At 59.0% G+C, this 17,128-nt stretch carries 14 protein-coding genes; 8 read left to right on the top strand and 6 right to left on the bottom strand.

The window, feature by feature from the left end:
- Nucleotides 1-14 precede the first annotated feature (14 nt).
- The 7 genes from VK574_RS11670 to VK574_RS11640 all read left to right on the top strand — a co-directional run bounded on the left by VK574_RS11670 (nt 15) and on the right by VK574_RS11640 (nt 7,113).
- Nucleotides 15-2,222 (top strand): winged helix-turn-helix domain-containing protein, encoded by a 2,208-nt coding sequence (locus tag VK574_RS11670; protein ID WP_472800028.1) that lies wholly within the window; start codon nt 15-17, stop codon nt 2,220-2,222.
- A gap of 80 nt (nt 2,223-2,302) precedes the next feature.
- Nucleotides 2,303-2,860 (top strand): YceD family protein, encoded by a 558-nt coding sequence (locus VK574_RS11665; protein WP_472800027.1) that lies wholly within the window; start codon nt 2,303-2,305, stop codon nt 2,858-2,860.
- A gap of 84 nt (nt 2,861-2,944) precedes the next feature.
- Nucleotides 2,945-3,133, top strand: coding sequence for a 50S ribosomal protein L32 (rpmF, locus tag VK574_RS11660; RefSeq protein ID WP_348265001.1), 189 nt, complete (start codon nt 2,945-2,947; stop codon nt 3,131-3,133).
- A gap of 133 nt (nt 3,134-3,266) precedes the next feature.
- Nucleotides 3,267-4,322, top strand: coding sequence for a phosphate acyltransferase PlsX (gene plsX, locus VK574_RS11655; RefSeq protein WP_472800026.1), 1,056 nt, complete (start codon nt 3,267-3,269; stop codon nt 4,320-4,322).
- Nucleotides 4,323-4,331: 9 nt separating this feature from the next.
- On the top strand, nt 4,332-4,529 hold the full coding sequence (locus VK574_RS11650) for a Trm112 family protein (RefSeq protein WP_472800025.1): 198 nt from the start codon (nt 4,332-4,334) through the stop codon (nt 4,527-4,529).
- Nucleotides 4,530-4,597: 68 nt separating this feature from the next.
- Entirely contained in the window at nt 4,598-6,010 is a 1,413-nt protein-coding gene (locus tag VK574_RS11645; protein WP_472800024.1) for an APC family permease, read from the top strand.
- Nucleotides 6,007-7,113 (top strand): aromatic ring-hydroxylating oxygenase subunit alpha, encoded by a 1,107-nt coding sequence (locus VK574_RS11640; RefSeq protein ID WP_472800023.1) that lies wholly within the window; start codon nt 6,007-6,009, stop codon nt 7,111-7,113. Before VK574_RS11645 ends, VK574_RS11640 begins: the two co-directional genes overlap by 4 nt.
- A gap of 6 nt (nt 7,114-7,119) precedes the next feature.
- On the opposite strand, the gene VK574_RS11635 is transcribed toward VK574_RS11640, so the two are convergent.
- The gene (locus tag VK574_RS11635) at nt 7,120-8,097 is read right to left on the bottom strand and encodes an MBL fold metallo-hydrolase (RefSeq protein WP_472800022.1); all 978 of its coding nucleotides are present in this window, start codon (nt 8,095-8,097) and stop codon (nt 7,120-7,122) included.
- A gap of 97 nt (nt 8,098-8,194) precedes the next feature.
- Complete coding sequence (locus VK574_RS11630; protein ID WP_472800021.1) at nt 8,195-11,725, bottom strand: glycosyltransferase; 3,531 nt, start codon at nt 11,723-11,725, stop codon at nt 8,195-8,197.
- Between the two features lie 58 nt (nt 11,726-11,783).
- Between VK574_RS11630 and VK574_RS11625 the strand changes: the two genes are divergently transcribed.
- The gene (locus VK574_RS11625) at nt 11,784-13,217 is read left to right on the top strand and encodes an ArnT family glycosyltransferase (RefSeq protein WP_472800020.1); all 1,434 of its coding nucleotides are present in this window, start codon (nt 11,784-11,786) and stop codon (nt 13,215-13,217) included.
- Here the strand turns inward: VK574_RS11625 and VK574_RS11620 are convergent.
- The 4 genes from VK574_RS11620 to VK574_RS11605 form a co-directional block, all read right to left on the bottom strand.
- The gene (locus tag VK574_RS11620) at nt 13,151-13,843 is read right to left on the bottom strand and encodes a LolA family protein (RefSeq protein WP_472800019.1); all 693 of its coding nucleotides are present in this window, start codon (nt 13,841-13,843) and stop codon (nt 13,151-13,153) included. The genes VK574_RS11625 and VK574_RS11620 overlap by 67 nt on opposite strands.
- A 70-nt stretch (nt 13,844-13,913) precedes the next feature.
- Nucleotides 13,914-14,285, bottom strand: a complete 372-nt coding sequence (locus VK574_RS11615) for a hypothetical protein (RefSeq protein WP_472800018.1) — start codon at nt 14,283-14,285, stop codon at nt 13,914-13,916.
- A complete protein-coding gene (gene serS / locus VK574_RS11610; protein ID WP_472800017.1) occupies nt 14,282-15,625 on the bottom strand; it encodes a serine--tRNA ligase in 1,344 nt (447 codons plus the stop codon). The genes VK574_RS11615 and serS overlap by 4 nt, the downstream gene beginning before the upstream one ends.
- Nucleotides 15,626-15,690: 65 nt before the next feature.
- Nucleotides 15,691-17,055: an NAD(P)/FAD-dependent oxidoreductase gene (locus VK574_RS11605; RefSeq protein WP_472800016.1), complete on the bottom strand. Its 1,365-nt coding sequence runs from the start codon at nt 17,053-17,055 to the stop codon at nt 15,691-15,693.
- Between the last annotated feature and the right edge of the window lie 73 nt (nt 17,056-17,128).

Here is a 17,128-nt window from a genome sequence, read left to right as displayed (position 1 = left end):
ATCGATTTCTGAAAGTGAGTGACGGAGTTGTGACGGATCACAAGCCCTGTGTTTTCAAGTTCGGGGAATACGAGGTCAGGCAGAGTGAGTTCCTGCTGATCCGGGGTGAGGAATCCTTTCCTGTCGAACCCAAGGTGTTTCGCGTGCTGTTGTTTCTGCTGCGCAATCCAGGCAGGCTGGTGAAAAAAGATGAGATCGTAAACGCGGTCTGGGAGGACTATTCGGTCTCGGACAATTCGCTGACGCGGAGCGTCGCCACGCTGCGCCGCCTGCTGCGCGACGACGCCCGCGAGCCGCGCTATATTGCAACAGTGCAGACCATTGGTTACCGCTTTCTGTGCCCCGTAGAGGTGTCGGACGGTGGCCTCAATCAACCTGGGGCGGCAGCGTCACTCACCAGAGACGAACAGAACCGAAGCATCCCGGAGCGACGAAAAGCCAAATGGGTTTTTGCTGCAGTTATGGCGACGGGGGTGGTAGTCGCAGTCGCGTGGTTTGGATATCGCGGCGTGAAGAACCAAAACGAAGCCGGCGGTCCAAATCTTGCCAAACATTCACCGACCGCGCCAGTCCGAGTCGTCCAACTGACCAATCTGAGTGGCAATGTTTCGTGGCCCGCATTCTCGCCTGACGGAAGGCAAATAGCTTTTGTTTGGGATGCCGAGGATCATCCCAGCAGGGGAGATCTATATGTGCAATTCGTCGGCGGCGACTCCCAGCCGCTACGGCTCACTCACACGCGCAGTGAATATTTGACTCCGCCAACCTGGTCTCCGGATGGCCGCGAGGTTGCTTTTGGCCGCTGCGACGACAATGGAGGAGCGATCTACACGGAATCTGCTCTCGGTGGTCCGGAACATCGGATCACAGACGTCGCCTGCCCATACGGATACGTTCCCCCTTTCAGCTTGACTTCTGACGGGAGGTCTCTGGTACTCGCCGACAGGTGTGTTCCCGATGGTCCGATAGGCATTGTGGTGCTTTCGATGGAAACCGGAGCGAAGCGTTGTCTCGTAGCCCTGTCGAAGGGAGAGGAGTCGGGAGACTCAGGACCAGTTCTTTCGCCGGATGGGCAAAAAGTGGCGTTTGTCAGGGTCAGAACTGGAGGCGCGGGCGATCTCTACTCCGTACCCCTTGCAGGAGGCGTACCGACCCGACTGACCACCGATAACAGTTCTGTCGGTGCCTTCATGTGGACCGCAGATGGAAAATTCATCTGTCTAAATTCCACTCGCAGCGGGGCGGAACGAACATGGCGCGTCCCGGTGGGTGGGGGCACGATTGAGCCGGAGACCCGATACCCCGGCGTCGGGGCTCTGTCTCGTGATGGCAGTCGACTCGTCTACCCAGGGCCTTCAGCCTTTATGGGTTCCAGTGTTTGGCGTGCAGAACTCTCAGGCGAGGGCGGAGCTGTCATCGGCAAACGGCAGCTTCTACCAGACTCTTCCCTGGACTATGGACCACAGCCGTCTCCGGACGGACGGCAAATCGTATTCGAGTCGATGCGGTCGGGGCATGACGAGATTTGGAAGAGTAATGCCGATGGCAGCGATCCGCGGAGATTGACCGCTCTCCGCGGTGCCGCGGGAACTCCCCGGTGGTCTGCCGACGGCAAATGGATTGTGTTTGACCACCTTCCTGAGAACCAGAACCACAGACAGATCTTCGTCGTCGACGAAGAGGGGCGCAACCTGCATATGGTCGTGTCGGGGGATTACGACACCGGCGTTGCCAGCTGGTCGAGAGATGGAAGTGCGATCTATTTCACTTCCGATCGTACTGGCAGCTTTCAAATCTGGCGTCATCAACTGGCGACCGGGCGAGACATGCAGATAACCCACGATGGCGGACAAGCCTGTTTTGAATCGTTCGATGGGAAAACGCTCTATTTTTCAAAATTTAGTGGTGGAGGCATCTGGGCAATGCCGGCCACCGGAGGCGAAGCGCATCACGTTACAGACGCACTCCATTTCGGTTATTGGGGCGAGTTTGCAGTTACCGAAAATGGCCTGTACCTGGTCGACTCTTCTGCAGACCCGGGACCAGCATTGATGTATTACTCCTTTCGGACGCGTCAGCTCAAACAGATTCTCAATCTGAACGGACCGGCAAAAGCGGTTCCCTGGAGCGCAAATCTCGGCGTATCGCGCGATGGGCGAACGGTGCTCGTCGTCCTGGGCACATTCAGGAGTTCCCTCGTCATGGCAGAAAACCTTCAATGAGTTTCTCAAGTTCGCGCGATGTGCGGAGATGATCCTGCAGAGCATTGACGCGCAAAGCGCTGCGCCTTACGCTGAGACTTATGGAATTCAAAGTTGTTGAGCTGGAGCGGGAGCCGATCGAGTTCGCTCTGGCACTGCCGCCCGGCAAGGTGGATCTAGGGAACGAAGCCACGCAGATGGGCAATCTGGCCACTTCGGGGCTTGCGGAAGTCCTGCACGAACACCGTGGCCCCAAAGATATCGTTGCCGATATCCGGCTGCGGGGGAAGTTCGCAGGCAGGTTTGAGGTTCCCTGTGCCCGTTGTGTAGAGCCTGTGGAAATCCCGATAGAGTCGGAGTTTGACCTGATCTTCAGGCCGGTGGTGGCGGACTCCGAGCCTACGGAGCGGTCGATAACGCCACCGGAGACGGAAATCGGTTATTATCAAAGAGACAGTCTTTTGCTTGAGGATGTGCTGCGCGAGCAGGTGCTTTTGTCCCTGCCGGTCAGAACGCTGTGCAAGCCTGACTGCAAAGGACTTTGCCCGCGCTGCGGTCAGAACCGCAATAGCCAGGATTGCTCCTGCGATGAGGGTCCATCCGACCCCCGCTGGGAGGCGCTTTCCGGGCTACGCAGCCAGATAAAGTCCTCAAAATAAATGTTTTGATGTTCCGCCCGCGCCGCAAGGCAGTCCGGAACCCCTGCGGTCTTGACGGGGCGCGAACACGAAAGGAATTGCATCATGCCGAATCCGAAAAGGCGCCACTCTACGCGCCGTACCGCTCTTCGCCGCTCCCACGACTTCCTTACCGCAACCGGAGTTTCGGAGTGCCCGAACTGCCACGAGAAGAAGCTCCCCCATCGTGCCTGCGCCAAGTGCGGAGAATACAAGGGGCGCGCGGTGCTCGAGACCAAGGAAGCCGCGAAGTAAACGGCGCTCACACCGAACGTGCCGGAATATGCAATGATGCAAGTGTTTGAGTCTGCGGGGTCGTCCCAAGGGAACGGCCCCGTCAGCATTTCCGGCGTTCGCGTAACATCATTCCAGTTCACGGTGACGCAGCATGCTCGTCGACATCGCTCTTGACGCAGTGGGTTCCGACAAGGCGCCTGAGCCTGAGATCAAAGGCGCCATCCTCGCCTGCCGCGAGCTTCCCGTCCGTATCCACCTCGTCGGGCCATCTTCAGAACTTCGCGATCTGCTCGACGAGCACCTGGAAAACGAGGAGCTGCCCATCGTGATCCACCATGCCAGCGAGCGCATTGGGATGGAAGAGAAGGCCGCGCAAGCCTACCGGAGCAAGAAAGACAGTTCGATGCGCGTGGGGCTGAGACTGGTGCACGATCGCAAGTGCGCCGGCTTTGTAACCGCAGGCAATACCGGTGCGGCGATGGCAACTGCGAAGGGCGTGCTTGGAGCGCTTCCTGGCGTGGACCGACCAGCCCTGGCTACGCCGATGCCGAGTTCTACAGGTAATCCGTGCGTGCTGCTCGACGTGGGCGCGAACGTGGATTGCAAGGCGCACAACCTGGAACAATTTGCGGTGATGGGTGAGATGTACGCAAGGAGCGTGCTGAAAATTGCGCATCCGCGCGTAGGCCTGCTCTCAATTGGTGAAGAAGAGACAAAAGGCAACGATTTGACGCGTGAGGCGTTTCCGCTGCTGAAAGCCCTGCCGATCAAATTCATCGGAAACGTCGAAGGGCGCGATATTTTCAGCGGGCTGGCGGACGTGATTGTCTGCGACGGCTTCGTGGGAAACGTGGCACTGAAGACCAGCGAGGGCGTTGGGCGATTTGTGCGCGATGTGCTGCGTGAGTCGCTGACGAGGACGGTAACGGCCAAGGTTGGCGCGCTGCTTTCGCGGCAGGCTTTCAACGATTTTCGTCGACGGCTGGATTATCGCGAGTACGGCGGAGCCCAGTTGCTGGGAGTGCGCGGGGTTTGCGTGATTGGGCACGGGTCGTCGAACGATCGCGCCATCTTTAACGGCATTCGCGTGGCCTACGAGTTTGCACATGCGGGGACGAACGAGCGGATTGAACAGGAATTCATGCGCAGGCCGAATCGCAAGCCCGGGCAAGGCGAAGATGATGCTTCCGACGCTACGATTCACTAGTGCGCGCTGATGCCACCCGAAGCGAATAAGACGAATCTCTACAATCTGAGGCAGTGGGGTGAGGAACTCGCCTGTCCGGCGTGCTACGCGAAGCTGCGGATTGAGGAAGCGGCTGTTGTGTGCACCGCCTGTGCTCGCTCCTATCCGGTTGTGGATGGGATTCCGGTGCTGATTCCGCAGCGGGCAATTGAACCCTCGACAAACTAGAAGACAAGAGCCTCGGCGGTTATTCTGGGGAGCAAGCTTTCTCCGGATCGAACCAGCGAGGTCACTCCTTGGCAACAGCAAAACTGAAGAGGGCGCTCGGGTTCCGTGACGTTTTGTTGTTTTATGTTGCTTCGGGACTGAGCCTGCGCTGGATCGCGACGGCGGCCGCGAGCGGGCCTTCGGCGATTGCGGTGTGGTTGACGGCGCTGTTGGTTTTTTTCGTGCCCCTGGCGGCATGTGTGTTGGATCTGTCCTCGCGCTATCCGGCGGAGGGCGGACTGTACATCTGGACGCGTGAGGCGTTCGGGCCGTTCTCCGCATTTATCTCCGCATGGACCTACTGGATGAGCAACCTGCCGTATTTTCCTTCGGTGCTGTTTTTTGCGGCGAGCAGCTTGCTCTTTGTCGGCGGACCGATGCAGCAATTGGCGGAGTCGCCGGTTTACTTCCTGGTGTTCACAGTGGCGATGCTAACGTTGATAACGCTGCTGAACGTGGTGGGGCTGAGCACAGGCAAGTGGCTCAACAATCTTGGCGCGATCGGCAGTCTCGTTCCGGCTGTAGTGTTGATTACTCTTGGCTGTGTTTCGTTCGCGCGATTCGGATCGGCAACACATTTCACACTGGCCGCAATGGTGCCACGGCCGCGGATGAGGAATCTGATTTTTCTTTCGACGATCTTTTTTGCGTTCGGCGGATGCGAAGCAGGATCGTTCATGGGCGATGAGATCAAGGAGCCGCGGCGGGTGATTCCGCGAGCGCTTTTCGTGGCCGGCGCGATTCTGGGGTTGGGATATATTGCCGGGACCGTGTCGATGCTGGTGGCGCTGCCTTCGAGCAGCATCAGTGGGCTCGGTGGTTTCATGACAGCAGTGGACTTTCTGGCGCGGCGGCTGGGGATGGGCGTGCTGGTTGCTCCAATCGCCGTGCTGGTAGCGGTAAGCAATGTCGGCGCTGCAAGTGCGTATCTTTCGTCGACGGCGCGGTTGCCGTTTGTGGCCGGGGTGCACCGTTATCTTCCTGAAGCGTTCGGGCGGATTCATCCGCGGTTCAGCACGCCGCACGTGGCGCTGATTTCGTATGGCGCGGCGGGCATTCTCTTTGGATTGCTCGGACAGGCTGGCACGAGCATTCACGGGGCTTACGACATGCTGGTAAGTATGGCGGTCATTACTTACTTCATCCCCTACATGTTCCTGTTTGCCTCGGCGATCCGGCTGCAGCGGGAGCCATTGCCGGAGGGAGCGTTCCGCTTGCCTGGCGGTCGACGGATAATGATTCCGCTGGCCTGCCTGGGCCTGGTTTCGACGGCCTGCACGATTGTGCTTTCATTGTTTCCAGCAGAGGACGATGCGCACCCTACGGCTACATTTTTCAAAGTGGTCATCATGACGCTTGTGCTGCTTGCCGCCGGCATTGCCGTCTACTGCTCGGGCCAGCGGAGGAAGGCGCGCAACATTACTGAGAGGAACAGTGCATGAGAAAAACCCTCGCCGAATTAGTGGATTTGTACGACGCGGATGCGCCTCTTGAAGAGGCATACACGATTCCGGCGCCGTGGTATCTGGATGCGTGCTTTGAGCAGGCGGAACGTGAGCAAGTGTACGGGCGTAACTGGATCGCGGTGGGGCGGTTGGATCAGGTGGCGAAAGAGGGACAGTTCTTCACTGTTGAGATCGCGGGTGAACCGTTGGTGATTGTGCGCGGATCGGATGGCGTGTTGCGCGCTTTCTTCAACGTGTGCCGGCATCACGCGGCTGCGGTTGCCAACGTGCCGTGTGGAACGGTGCAGCATCTGCGGTGTCCCTATCATGGCTGGACCTATGGGCTTGATGGATCGCTGAAGGGTGCTCCGGAGTTTGCGGGGGTATGCAACTTCGATCGTGCGGCGAATGGTCTGGTTCCAGTGCGTGTGGCGGTTTGGGAGTTGTTTGTGTTTGTGACTCTGGATGCGGATGCGCCGGAGTTGAAAGCTTGTTTTGGAGACTTGCCGGAACGCGTGGCGCCGCTGGCGATCGGCAACCTCCACTTCTTTGCGCGCAAGATTTATACGCTCAAGTGCAACTGGAAGGTCTACGTGGATAACTATCTCGATGGCGGTTACCACGTGCCGCACCTGCACAAGGGACTGAACAGCGTGCTCGATTACAAGGAGTACACGATCGAGAACAGCGCGCGGTATTCGCTGCAGTCGAGTCCGATGGTGAGCTCGCAGGAACACGCATCCTTTGCAACCACGCGAACTGGAGATCGGGCTTACTACTACTGGCTGTACCCGAATTTCATGATCAATATTTACGAGGGTGTCATGGACACGAACCTCGTGCTTCCGCTGGGAACTGATCGGTGCATGGTGCAATTCGATTTCTACTTCGCGGACGTGAGCGAGGCGGCGCAGGAGGGCAACGCGAAGAGCGTGGCGGTGAGCGATCGGATCCAGGACGAAGATGTGGATATCTGCGAGTCGGTGCAGAGGGGGTTGAGTTCGCGGGCTTATGCGGCGGGAAGGTTGTCGGTGCGCCGGGAAGGCGGGGAGCATTTGTTTCACCGGCTGCTCGCCGCGGATTTGCGGAAGGGGATCTGAGCGCAATCAAGGCTCCCAAGTGTCGCCTGGGAGGAGAGCTTTGGCTGTGAGGTCTACAGCGGAGCATTCGCGCATCGTTTTCTCCAGCAACCCCGCGGGTTCGTCCCACGGCTCATCGGTGAGTTGGAAGGTGGCCCAATGGACACCGAGGAGATGTTGCGCGCCGCAGTCAATGGCAATCTGAACGGCCTGTGAGGGGTCGGCATGCTGCGAATTCATGAACCAGCGAGGTTCATAGGCGCCGATGGGGAGGATAGCAACGCGGGGCGCGCCGCAGCGTTTGCGAATTTCCCGGAAGACCTTTCCGTCCTGATAGCCGGTGTCTCCGGCGCTGTAGATGATGCCGGCGGGTGTCTCGAGAATGAATCCACTCCAGAGCGCGAACCGGCGATCGCCAAGGCTTCGAGCGGACCAGTGATAGGCGGGGACGATGGTGGCGCGAACCTGATCTGAAAGCTGGAAGGTTTGCCACCAGTCACCCGTTTGTACCTGCAACTCCGGCGATTCCTTGCGGATGACCGCGTCGTTGCCAAGGGGCGAAATAATGGTTGGTTTGTGGCCCTTCCACAGACGCGCGAGGGTGCCGGTGTCCAAGTGGTCGTAGTGGTTGTGAGTCACCAGGACTGCGTGGATCGGAGGCAGGTCTTCGAAAGCGACGGAAGGCGGATTGCGCCGAAGGGGACCGATGGAGCGAAAGGGACTGGCGCGATCGGACCAGACGGGATCAACGAGGATGTTGAGGGCGGCGACCTGGATCAGCATCGATGAGTGGCCAATAGCGGTGACGCGCAAGCCATCGACACGCGGATCGGGCTTCAGTCCAGAACGAGAAGGGATGGATGCTGGCCACGGCGATTGCTTTTCGAATAGCTTCCAGCGAAGGAGTTCCAAGATGCTCTTGTCGGTTGAAGGCAGACCCGCGTGGAAAAACCGCTTGCCATCGAAATGGTCGGAGGGCGGGCCGTTGTAGTAGCGATTTCCCAATGAAACTCCATCAAAGCAGGGAATAGGGAATAGGGATTAGGGATTAGGGCTGACGAACAAACGGCTCATAGCGACCGAGAGCAGAGTTTCTCTGAACTCACGTGGTCAGGGCCTCGGTCTGTTTGCTCATCTTGGCGGTGCGTTCGAGCTTGTCCCAGTTGAAGGGCTTCCCGTCAATAGCGCGCATGAGGGTTTTGGCCAGCACGATGGAGAAGACCTGGCGGTAGGCGAAACGCTGGAGCCAGATGTGGAAGAGCAGCCAGCCGTCCCCCTTGTTGGCGGGGTGGCGTCGTTCGAGGCTGAAAGCGATGCCGGAGGTGACGAAGTCGATGAGGAGAAACGCGCCGAAATAAGCAAGCAGTTTTTCGAGGCTGGCGGCAGAGGCGGCTTCGGGATGATAGTGGCGGTCGACGAGGTAGTGCGCGAGTCCGGCGAGAAACATCAAGTCGATGAAGGGCGATACGAGCGGAAGGAACATCTGGAAGATAAGGATGTTGGGCAGCGCGAAGAGACCCATGGCCTTGTTGCGGACGAATGCCATGCGATGCTTCCAGACGGCCTGCAAAATGCCGAAGGACCAGCGGAAGCGCTGGCGCATCAGGCCGCGTGCGTCGATGGGGGCCTCAGTGAATGCGAGGGCGCGGTCTTCGTAGACGACCTTGTATTTCTGTTCCAGCAGATTCATGGTGAGGTCGGCGTCTTCGGCGACCGTGTTAATGGGATAGCCGCCGGCGGCCCTGGTTCCGGCGGTGCGCCACGCGCCAATGGCGCCGGGCACGACAGTGACGACATTGAACAGGTCGAGGGCGCGGCGTTCGAAGTTCTGGCTGGTGATGTATTCGAGGGCCTGCCAGCGGGTCCAGAGGTTGACGCGGTTGCCAACCTTTGCGTTGCCTGCGACCGCGCCCACACGCTCATCTTCGAAATGAGGAATCAGTTTGGAGACCGCATCCATGGCGATGACGGTGTCGGCGTCAATGCCGACATAGAAGTCTTCGTCGATGCCTTCCAGCGCGAAGTTGAGGGCCGCCGCCTTTCCCCCATTTGGCTTGGTGAGGACCTGCACGCGGCCCGAAGCGATGTCTTTCGCGTAGGCTTCACGGGCGACTTCGAAGGTGCGATCTGTTGACCCGTCATCGACGACGATGACGTGCAGATTCGTGTAGTCAGAATTCAGCACCGAACGGATGGTGCGGACGATGACTTTTTCCTCGTTGTAGGCGGGGATGAATACGGCTACGCGGGGATTGAATCCGGGCGAGGCTTGACGGTGCGGCCGGCGCAGGCGATCGATGATGGCGAAGATGCCGACGATAATGAGCCGAGCACTCATGACGACATCGCCGACGAAGAATACGAGGACGATGAAGCGGCCGATGATGGAGAGCGCTGAGAAGGCGATGGAATCTGGGATGGCGCGTATGTATTGCCGGAATGTCAGTTCCGGCATGACCTGGGCAGTCGTTTTGCCCAGAAGCGACGAGACAGGAACGAAGGTGTAGCCGCGCGCGCGGAGAGTGTCGATAAGGACGGGCAAGGCAGCTACGGTAGCGGAGCGGTCGCCGCCGCCATCGTGCATCAGGATAATGGATCCGCGGAACTGCGGCTTCGTCTTCATCCGTTCAAGCTGGTCGAGCACCGACTGCGTAATCTCGGCAGGCGTTTTGGGGTTGCGTTCGTCCCAGTCGTCAGTGTCGATTTTGTTGCCGATGACGATGTAGCCTTCGTTCTGGAGGCGAACCACGGGTTCGGCCTGAACGTCGGTTTCCGGCTCTTCATCCACATCGTAGGGTGGACGAATATAGAGCGGCTGAACGCCGAGTTGGCTTGCGAACAGGCGCTCTGTGAGCTTTACCTCGATATCAAGCCGCTGCGCCGAGACTTCACTGATATCGGGATGCGTATAGGTATGATTGCCGATCTCGTGGCCCTCCCGCTGTTCGCGCTTCATGATGCCGATGTTTTCCAGTGCTTCTTCGCCGATGATGAGAAAGGTGCCCTTCACGCCTTTCTTGTCGAGGACGTCGAGAATGCGCGGCGTCCATTTCGGATCGGGTCCATCGTCGAATGAGAGGGACACCTCGTTGGGGTGGTAGCCGTAATACTGCACGGTGTAGGTCCGAGGGTAGATATCCATGTGCTCATCGATGATGAGTTTCTTGCGAGGGTCAGGCTCGTCGGAGTCAACCTCGACGGTGCGTTTGCCCTGTTGGGGAAGGCCGGTAACACGCATAATGTCGCCTTCGCCTTCGGCGTCGACGTCCTGGCCGGGCGCCACCGAGCGTAATGCATCCAGGGAAGCCGGATTGCTGGGCTTGTCCCAGACATTCCACATGGACCGGTCTTCAGAGCCAAGGCGCCAGAGAGCGAAGGTTTGCAGGCCGAGCGCGCGCGCAGCTCGGAGTTCATTCAACATGGTCACGCCGTCGAGGAACCATATAACGTGGCGCGTGTGCGAGTCCTCGTCGATGTACTCAAAGTGGGGGTTGAGGGAGTTGTAGTCGAGGTCGAGATCCGCGTCCGCGTCGCCAGCCGTTTGCCAGACGTCGGGGACGTGGTCCTTCACTTCAGTGTTGACCACGCGAGGCTGGCGCATCTTGGGGTCGTGCGCCTTGGGATCGGGAATGGACATCTCCCAGTCGTAACCGTAGTTGCCAACGGCACAAATGAGTTTGTTGAGCGGAACGTACTTCTTTGCGCGCACGAGGTTGGCAACGAACCAGTCCTGGCTGGCGATGGGGCCCGGCTCACTTTGAACTTCGTGCTGATCGTAATTCATCAGGACAACGCCATCGGAGTTCTCGGCGATGGTCTTCAGGATATTGCCGTCTGTGCCGGCGCCATTGGTGACATAGAGGCGCAGGCGGCGCGGATGCATGTCGGCATAGAGTTCCTGAATAAACGTGGTGTATCCGGCTTCTCCGCCCTCGGGGAGATTCTCAAAATCGAGCGAGAGGCCGTGGTATGCAGGGAACGCCGCAAGAAACTGGAGAATCTGTTGGCGAAGGGCCGCGCGATTCCGGGGATCGTTGAGGAGATTGCCGACCCCGCCGTCCCAAATTTGAGTAGCGGAGTTGTAATTGTTGACATGCGGGAAGATCTCCGTGTCTTCCTTGGCCAACTGGATAGTGCGCTTGATGCGGTTGAGATCGTCGGGATCGTGGACGGAATTATGATCGATGACGGGAAAAGAGCGGTGGCTCTCGCTGTCGAGTGCGAGGAGCCTCGGCGCCGAGGAATCGACATGCAGCCACTCGGGGAAGAGCAGATCAATCTGGTGAACATGCTCCTTGAAGGAAGCGTAGCTGGCCTCGTCGTAGGGAACGTAATACGCGGCGCGCAATCCTTCGCCGGTGTTGAGGGGAATATCGGACGGTTTGCGATCGGTTTTGCGGCGTGCGGGGTGAATGGGTTTCTGGTTGCGTGCCAAGGGCGCCCTGTTCTGCAATGCCTTGTAGGTGTGCTTCTGTGTAGGCAGCAGCAACTCGGGCAAACGCTGGCCCCGGAGTACATTGAAGATAAAGCCGGCCAGCACAAGCGTGGATACGACCGCCGTGATGTCGAATATGCGGCGCAGGCGCTTCCATCGGGTTCGCTGGGGATCGAAAAATATCTGTTTATCGAGCATCGCCGTTTCTAAGGTATACAGTACGAATCGTATGGAAGCTGAACCCCTGAGTCAATTGATGCAAACGGTTAGGACGGCAGATCGCTTGCGTAATGCTCTGTGGATGCTGCCGGCACTTCTAGCTGGAGCCCTTCTTCGTTTTTGGATGCTGAAGCGATTCTTTGAGGTGACCGGGGACGCGCTCATCTACGGGGGGATCGCGAAGAATCTGCTCCTTTCGGGGCGTTATGCGCTGACGGTGGGTACGGGCGAGACATATCCGACGCTGATCCGGCTGCCGGGGTATCCCTTGTTTCTGGCCGTGTGCTTCAAGTTGTTTGGAATGGAAAACTATGCATCGGCTGCCTGGGTCCAGATCGTTCTGGAACTGGCAGGTTGTCTGCTGCTGGCGGATTTTGCGCGACGGGTGGCGCCCGCGCGGTTGAGCGTAGGTGCGGCGCATTGCACGCTTTGGCTGGCCGCATTGTGCCCCTTTACGGCTGTATATGCTGCGAACCCGCTGACAGAGGGGCCGACGCTGTTTGTGATCGCGTTGGCGATGGGTTGCAGCGCAAAGTTTGCCGAGCGCCCGGGATGGCCGGCGGCGTTGGGATTCACGTTTGCGGTGACGTATGCGGCACTGCTGCGGCCGGACGGTGCGCTGGTGGCACTGGCGTTCGGTCCAGCGCTGCTGCTGGCCCTGGTGCGGAAGAAGAACCAGATTCAAGTGCGCAGTGGAGTCAAGCGGATGGTTGCGGTTTGCGTGCTGCTGGCAGTGATGCCGTTTGTGGCCTGGACGTGGCGCAACTGGAGCACGTTTCAGGTGATTGAGCCGCTGGCTCCTCGTTATGCGACGGACCCGGGAGAGTCCACGCAGGCGGGCTGGGTGAGCTGGGTGAAGACGTGGTGTCTGGATTTCGTTTCGACTTACCAGGTGTACTGGAACGTGCCGGGGGATACGCTCGATATCACCAGGCTGCCTGCGCGGGCTTTTGATTCCCCGCAACAGCAGGCGGAGACGGCGGCGCTGGCACTTGATTACAACAACAACGGCGAGACCCTGACGCCGGAGATCGATGCTCGATTCGCGAAGCTGGCAAAGGAGCGGTATGCGGCACATCCCTTGCGGTCGTACGTGCTGCTGCCGGTTGGACGCGTATTGGATATGTGGCTGCGTCCGAGAGTTGAGAATCTGCCCATAGATCTGGACTGGTGGGTCTACAAGCATCATTACGCAGAGACGCGCTTCAGCTGGCTCTATGCGGGACTGAACGCGTTCTACCTGCTGCTCGGCGTCATAGGCCTATGCCTGCGGCCAAAGATGTGGCCGTGGATGCTGGCGTACATAGTGCTGCGCAGCGCCCTGCTGCTGTCCGTCGAGGCACCTGAGGCGCGGTATACGCTGGAGTGCTTTCCGATGCTGTTTGTGCTGGGCGGGGTGGCGCTCTACCGGTTAATGATTTGGGTCTTGCTGTCGGTTTTGAAGGCGAACACGCTGGAAGGCAGAGGCTGATTAAATTTGAAGTTGAAGTATAGGCACACGCGAGACTGTCCCTCGCCCTGGTCGAATACCTGCTTCAGGCTAACGCCGCGCGCGGTATCCATCCAGACAGTCGCCTTCACAAGGTTCTTTCGCACCGCAGGATCTTTGGGAACGAGGTCGAGTTTTTCAGTCTTCACGCCGTCGATAGTCTCTTCACCGCCGTAAGTGATGTCCCATTTCTCGGAAAGATCTTTGCCGCTGGCTCCGAAGCCAAGCAGAAGGTAGCCGCCGAGCTTGTCGTTCTTGTAGGTCGTCGCCTGGTTGATAAGTTTCTCGTACAGGCGAAAGACTCCCTTTGAAAAGGTATAGATCTTGGGGACGGGTTTGCCGTTCTCCTGTTCGATGTGCGCCGCCATCTGGAAATTGGAGCCGTTTCGCTCGTAATAAACCGTGCCCTTTTGCACTTCCTTATCGGGCACTGGATCGGTCTGAATGGAGTCGAACTCGAAATCGGCCGACGTTGAGCGGAAGTTGGCCGCTGCGGCGTCGAGTTTGGCCAGCACGGTTTTCAAATCCTGCGCGGCAATCTTCGGAGCGATCGAGGCAAAGAGGAATGCAGACATTGCGACGATCAGGGTTTTCTTTCCAAGGTGCATAGACTTCCTTTTCCTGTTGGACGGATAGATACGCTGAGCATGGGGACCGTCCCGGATTTTTTCTTCAGCCCTAGCGCCGAGCCCAGATCTTCCAAACGATGTTGCCCTGTGTGTCGGACGCGGTTTCCCAGCGAATGACCGAGACGGCGTCGCCGGTGACGGGTTCGATGGCCTTGCGCAGAATCTTTCGAACGTCGTTGATCGAAGCAGACGCTGGGACATTCACATCCGAAGGTGCGAGGGTGACGATGATGCCGCGCCCGTCGTCGCCGATGACCTGGATGGGGTGTGTTGGCCCGGCCGCTCGCGACGGCTTGTCGCCGTAATCCCACAAGTGCGGCGTGACGAAGATGAAGAGCAGGATCAATGACACCATGACGTCATAGTGGACGTTGCCGCGAGGATGGGTCCAATAGAAGTAGTTCTTCAGGAACTTGTTCATGCTTGCTCCTGCCGCGTGACGCGGGCAATAATGCGATCGAGGCCGCCCATGTAGGGACGCAGCGCATCAGGAACGATGACAGAGCCATCAGCTTGCTGGTAGTTCTCAAGAAGAGCGAGCCACGTTCGACCCACAGCGAGACCGCTGCCGTTGATGGTGTGCACGAATTCATTCTTGCCTTTCGCGGAGGGCTTGAAACGAATGTTGGCGCGGCGGGCCTGGAAGGCCTCGAAGTTGGAGCAGGAAGAGATTTCGCGGTACAACTGCTGACCGGGGAGCCAGACTTCGAGGTCGAAAGTCTTGGCGGAGCTGAATCCAGTGTCGGCCGTGCAAAGCAGAACCCGGCGATAGGGAAGCTTGAGAGCTTCGAGAATCTCTTCGGCGTCGCGGGTCAGCTTTTCGTGTTCAGCGTCGGAGTCTTCAGGACGCGTGAACTTGACCAGCTCGACTTTCTGAAACTGGTGCTGACGAATGATGCCGCGCGTGTCCTTGCCTGCCGCTCCGGCTTCGGCACGGAAGCAGGGCGTGTATGCGGTGAACCAAATGGGCAGGCGGCCTTCGTCGAGAATTTCGTCACGATAGAGGTTGGTGACCGGAACTTCGGCGGTGGGGATGAGCCAGTGGTCGTTGTCTTTGAACTCGCCGCGAGCGACGGCTTCGGCGTCAGCATCGGAGCAGCGGAAAAGGTCCTCGGCGAACTTGGGAAGCTGACCGGTGCCGAACAGGCTCTTGCTGTTGACCATGAAGGGCGGCAGCACCTCGGTGTAGCCATGCTTCTGGGTGTGCGTGTCGAGCATGAAGCCGATAAGCGCTCGTTCGAGACGTGCTCCCGCGCCCACATAAACGGCGAAACGCGCGCCGCTCAGTTTGGTTGCACGCTCAAGATCTAGGATGCCGAGCTGCTCGCCGAGCTCCCAGTGAGGCTTCGGTGTAAAGTCGAAGTGCGGCTTCTCGCCCCAGATTTTTACGGTGACGTTGTCTTCCTCGGATTTGCCGATGGGGACTTCGTCGCGGGTCAAGTTAGGGATGCCGGCGAGAGAGAGGCGCATCTGCTCATCGAGGGAGGTCGCGGACTTGTCGAGTTCGTCGAGCCTTTCTTTGAGGGCGCGTGTCTCGTCCATCACGGCGGTGGCGTCTTTGCCTTCGCGCTTGAGGGTGCCAACCTGCTGCGAGAGCTCGTTGCGGCGGGCCTTGAGCTGCTCTGAGGCAGTGATGGCTTCGCGGCGCCTCTGGTCCAGTTGCCGGAAGTTGCCTAGAAGGGCGGCAGGATCGGCGCCGCGGGCACGGAGTTTTTCTTCAACTGCTTCCAGGTTGCCCCGGACGAATCCCAGATCGAGCATGACTCTTATCAGTTTAACGGATGGGGGAGCTTTTCAGCTTCTTCGCCCAATTGGCCGGTGCTGTTTCAACGCACTTCGGCGATGCGGGCATCTTCCTGCTGGGTCGGGCCGGCGTCCACCTGGTCTTGCCAGCCTGGCAGGCGCTGATCGCCGGTGATGAGTCTTGCGCCGCGGGTGAACGTGAAGTATGTCCAGACCCATTGCGAGAAGACGGAAACGCGATTGCGGAAGCCGATGAGAAAGAAGATGTGCACCGTGATCCACGTGACCCAGGCCAGGAAGCCACTCAGATGAGCCTTGAAAGGCCATTCCACCTTGGCGACGGCGGCCATGCGCCCGATGGTAGCCATGTCGCCCTTATCGAAGTACCGGAATGCGGGGCGGCGTTTTTGTCCGAGATCAGCTGCGATCATTTTGCCGATGTGGTCGCCCATCTGCATAGCGGGTTGCGCGACGCCGGGAACCTGGCGGCCGTCCTGCTCGAAATGGGCAAGATCTCCGAGGACAAAGACTTCGGGAAGGCCGGGGGGATTGAGGTTGTTGTCGACGATGACGCAGCCGCGCTTGTCAGCAGGTGCGCCGATCATTTTGCCGAGAGGCGAGGCCTGAACGCCGGCGGCCCACAGGATGACGGCAGCGTCGATGCGCTGATTGTTGGCCTCGACCCAGCCAGGTCCAACCTTGGTGACGTTGCTTTTGGTGTGGACTTCGACGCCAAGGTCGAAAAGGGTGCGCTCAGCCTTGGCCGAGAGATCCTCGGGATAGGCGGCGAGGACGCGCGGGCCATTGTCGAGCAGCAGCACGCGAGCCTTGGAGGGGTCGATGTGGCGGAAATCGTGGCGCATGTAAAGTTTGGCGATGTCGCTGATGGCGCCCGCAAGTTCGACCCCGGTAGGGCCGCCACCGATAACCACGAAATTGAGTGGTGGATGCCAGCCGTGCTCCTGCATTTGCCTCTCGGCGAGTTCGAAGGCGAGCAGAACGCGGCGGCGGATCTCGACAGCGTCCTCAATGCTTTTGAGGCCCGGGGCGAAGGGCGCCCACTCGTTCTTGCCGAAGTAGGAGTGGGTGGCGCCGGTGGCGAGGACGAGATAGTCATATGAAAGGTCGGTGCCCGAAGCGAGGCCGATACGGCGTTCCTGAACGTCGATGCTGGTGACTTCGTCCATCAGCACTTCTGTGTTGGACTGACGGCGCAGAACCGTGCGAATGGGCTGGGCGATATCGGCCGGCGAGAGGACGGCGAGTGCTACCTGGTAGAGAAGCGGCTGGAAGGTGTGATGGTTGCGGCGGTCGATAACGGTCAAGTCCACCGCAAGGTGGCCCAGCGCAATCGCTGCATGGAGACCTCCAAAGCCGGCGCCTACGATTACGACCCGCGGTCGCGCAGCGCCATCACCTGCACGGAGCGGTTTTGTCAGTTCGCTCATTCAACCTCGCTCTCTGAGTATCTGATGCCCGAGAGTGGCGAGAGTGGCAGAGTTTGCCGATGCGGCTGAAAGG

The organism is Occallatibacter sp. (assembly GCF_035317045.1).
In the GTDB taxonomy this organism is placed as follows: domain Bacteria; phylum Acidobacteriota; class Terriglobia; order Terriglobales; family Acidobacteriaceae; genus Telmatobacter.
Note: the sequence above shows the minus strand (reverse complement) of the source record. Positions and strands in the feature narration are given on the sequence as shown.

What these genes read in the sequence shown, in the direction of transcription:
- plsX (WP_472800026.1), top strand. Translation starts at nt 3,267, where the DNA reads ATGCTCGTCGACATCGCTCTTGACGCAGTGGGTTCCGACAAGGCGCCT.
- serS (WP_472800017.1), bottom strand. Translation starts at nt 15,625, where the DNA reads ATGCTCGATCTGGGATTCGTCCGGGGCAACCTGGAAGCAGTTGAAGAA.
- VK574_RS11665 (WP_472800027.1), top strand. Translation starts at nt 2,303, where the DNA reads ATGGAATTCAAAGTTGTTGAGCTGGAGCGGGAGCCGATCGAGTTCGCT.
- VK574_RS11620 (WP_472800019.1), bottom strand. Translation starts at nt 13,843, where the DNA reads ATGCACCTTGGAAAGAAAACCCTGATCGTCGCAATGTCTGCATTCCTC.
- VK574_RS11625 (WP_472800020.1), top strand. Translation starts at nt 11,784, where the DNA reads ATGCAAACGGTTAGGACGGCAGATCGCTTGCGTAATGCTCTGTGGATG.
- VK574_RS11615 (WP_472800018.1), bottom strand. Translation starts at nt 14,285, where the DNA reads ATGAACAAGTTCCTGAAGAACTACTTCTATTGGACCCATCCTCGCGGC.
- VK574_RS11630 (WP_472800021.1), bottom strand. Translation starts at nt 11,725, where the DNA reads ATGCTCGATAAACAGATATTTTTCGATCCCCAGCGAACCCGATGGAAG.
- VK574_RS11640 (WP_472800023.1), top strand. Translation starts at nt 6,007, where the DNA reads ATGAGAAAAACCCTCGCCGAATTAGTGGATTTGTACGACGCGGATGCG.
- rpmF (WP_348265001.1), top strand. Translation starts at nt 2,945, where the DNA reads ATGCCGAATCCGAAAAGGCGCCACTCTACGCGCCGTACCGCTCTTCGC.
- VK574_RS11650 (WP_472800025.1), top strand. Translation starts at nt 4,332, where the DNA reads ATGCCACCCGAAGCGAATAAGACGAATCTCTACAATCTGAGGCAGTGG.
- VK574_RS11605 (WP_472800016.1), bottom strand. Translation starts at nt 17,055, where the DNA reads ATGAGCGAACTGACAAAACCGCTCCGTGCAGGTGATGGCGCTGCGCGA.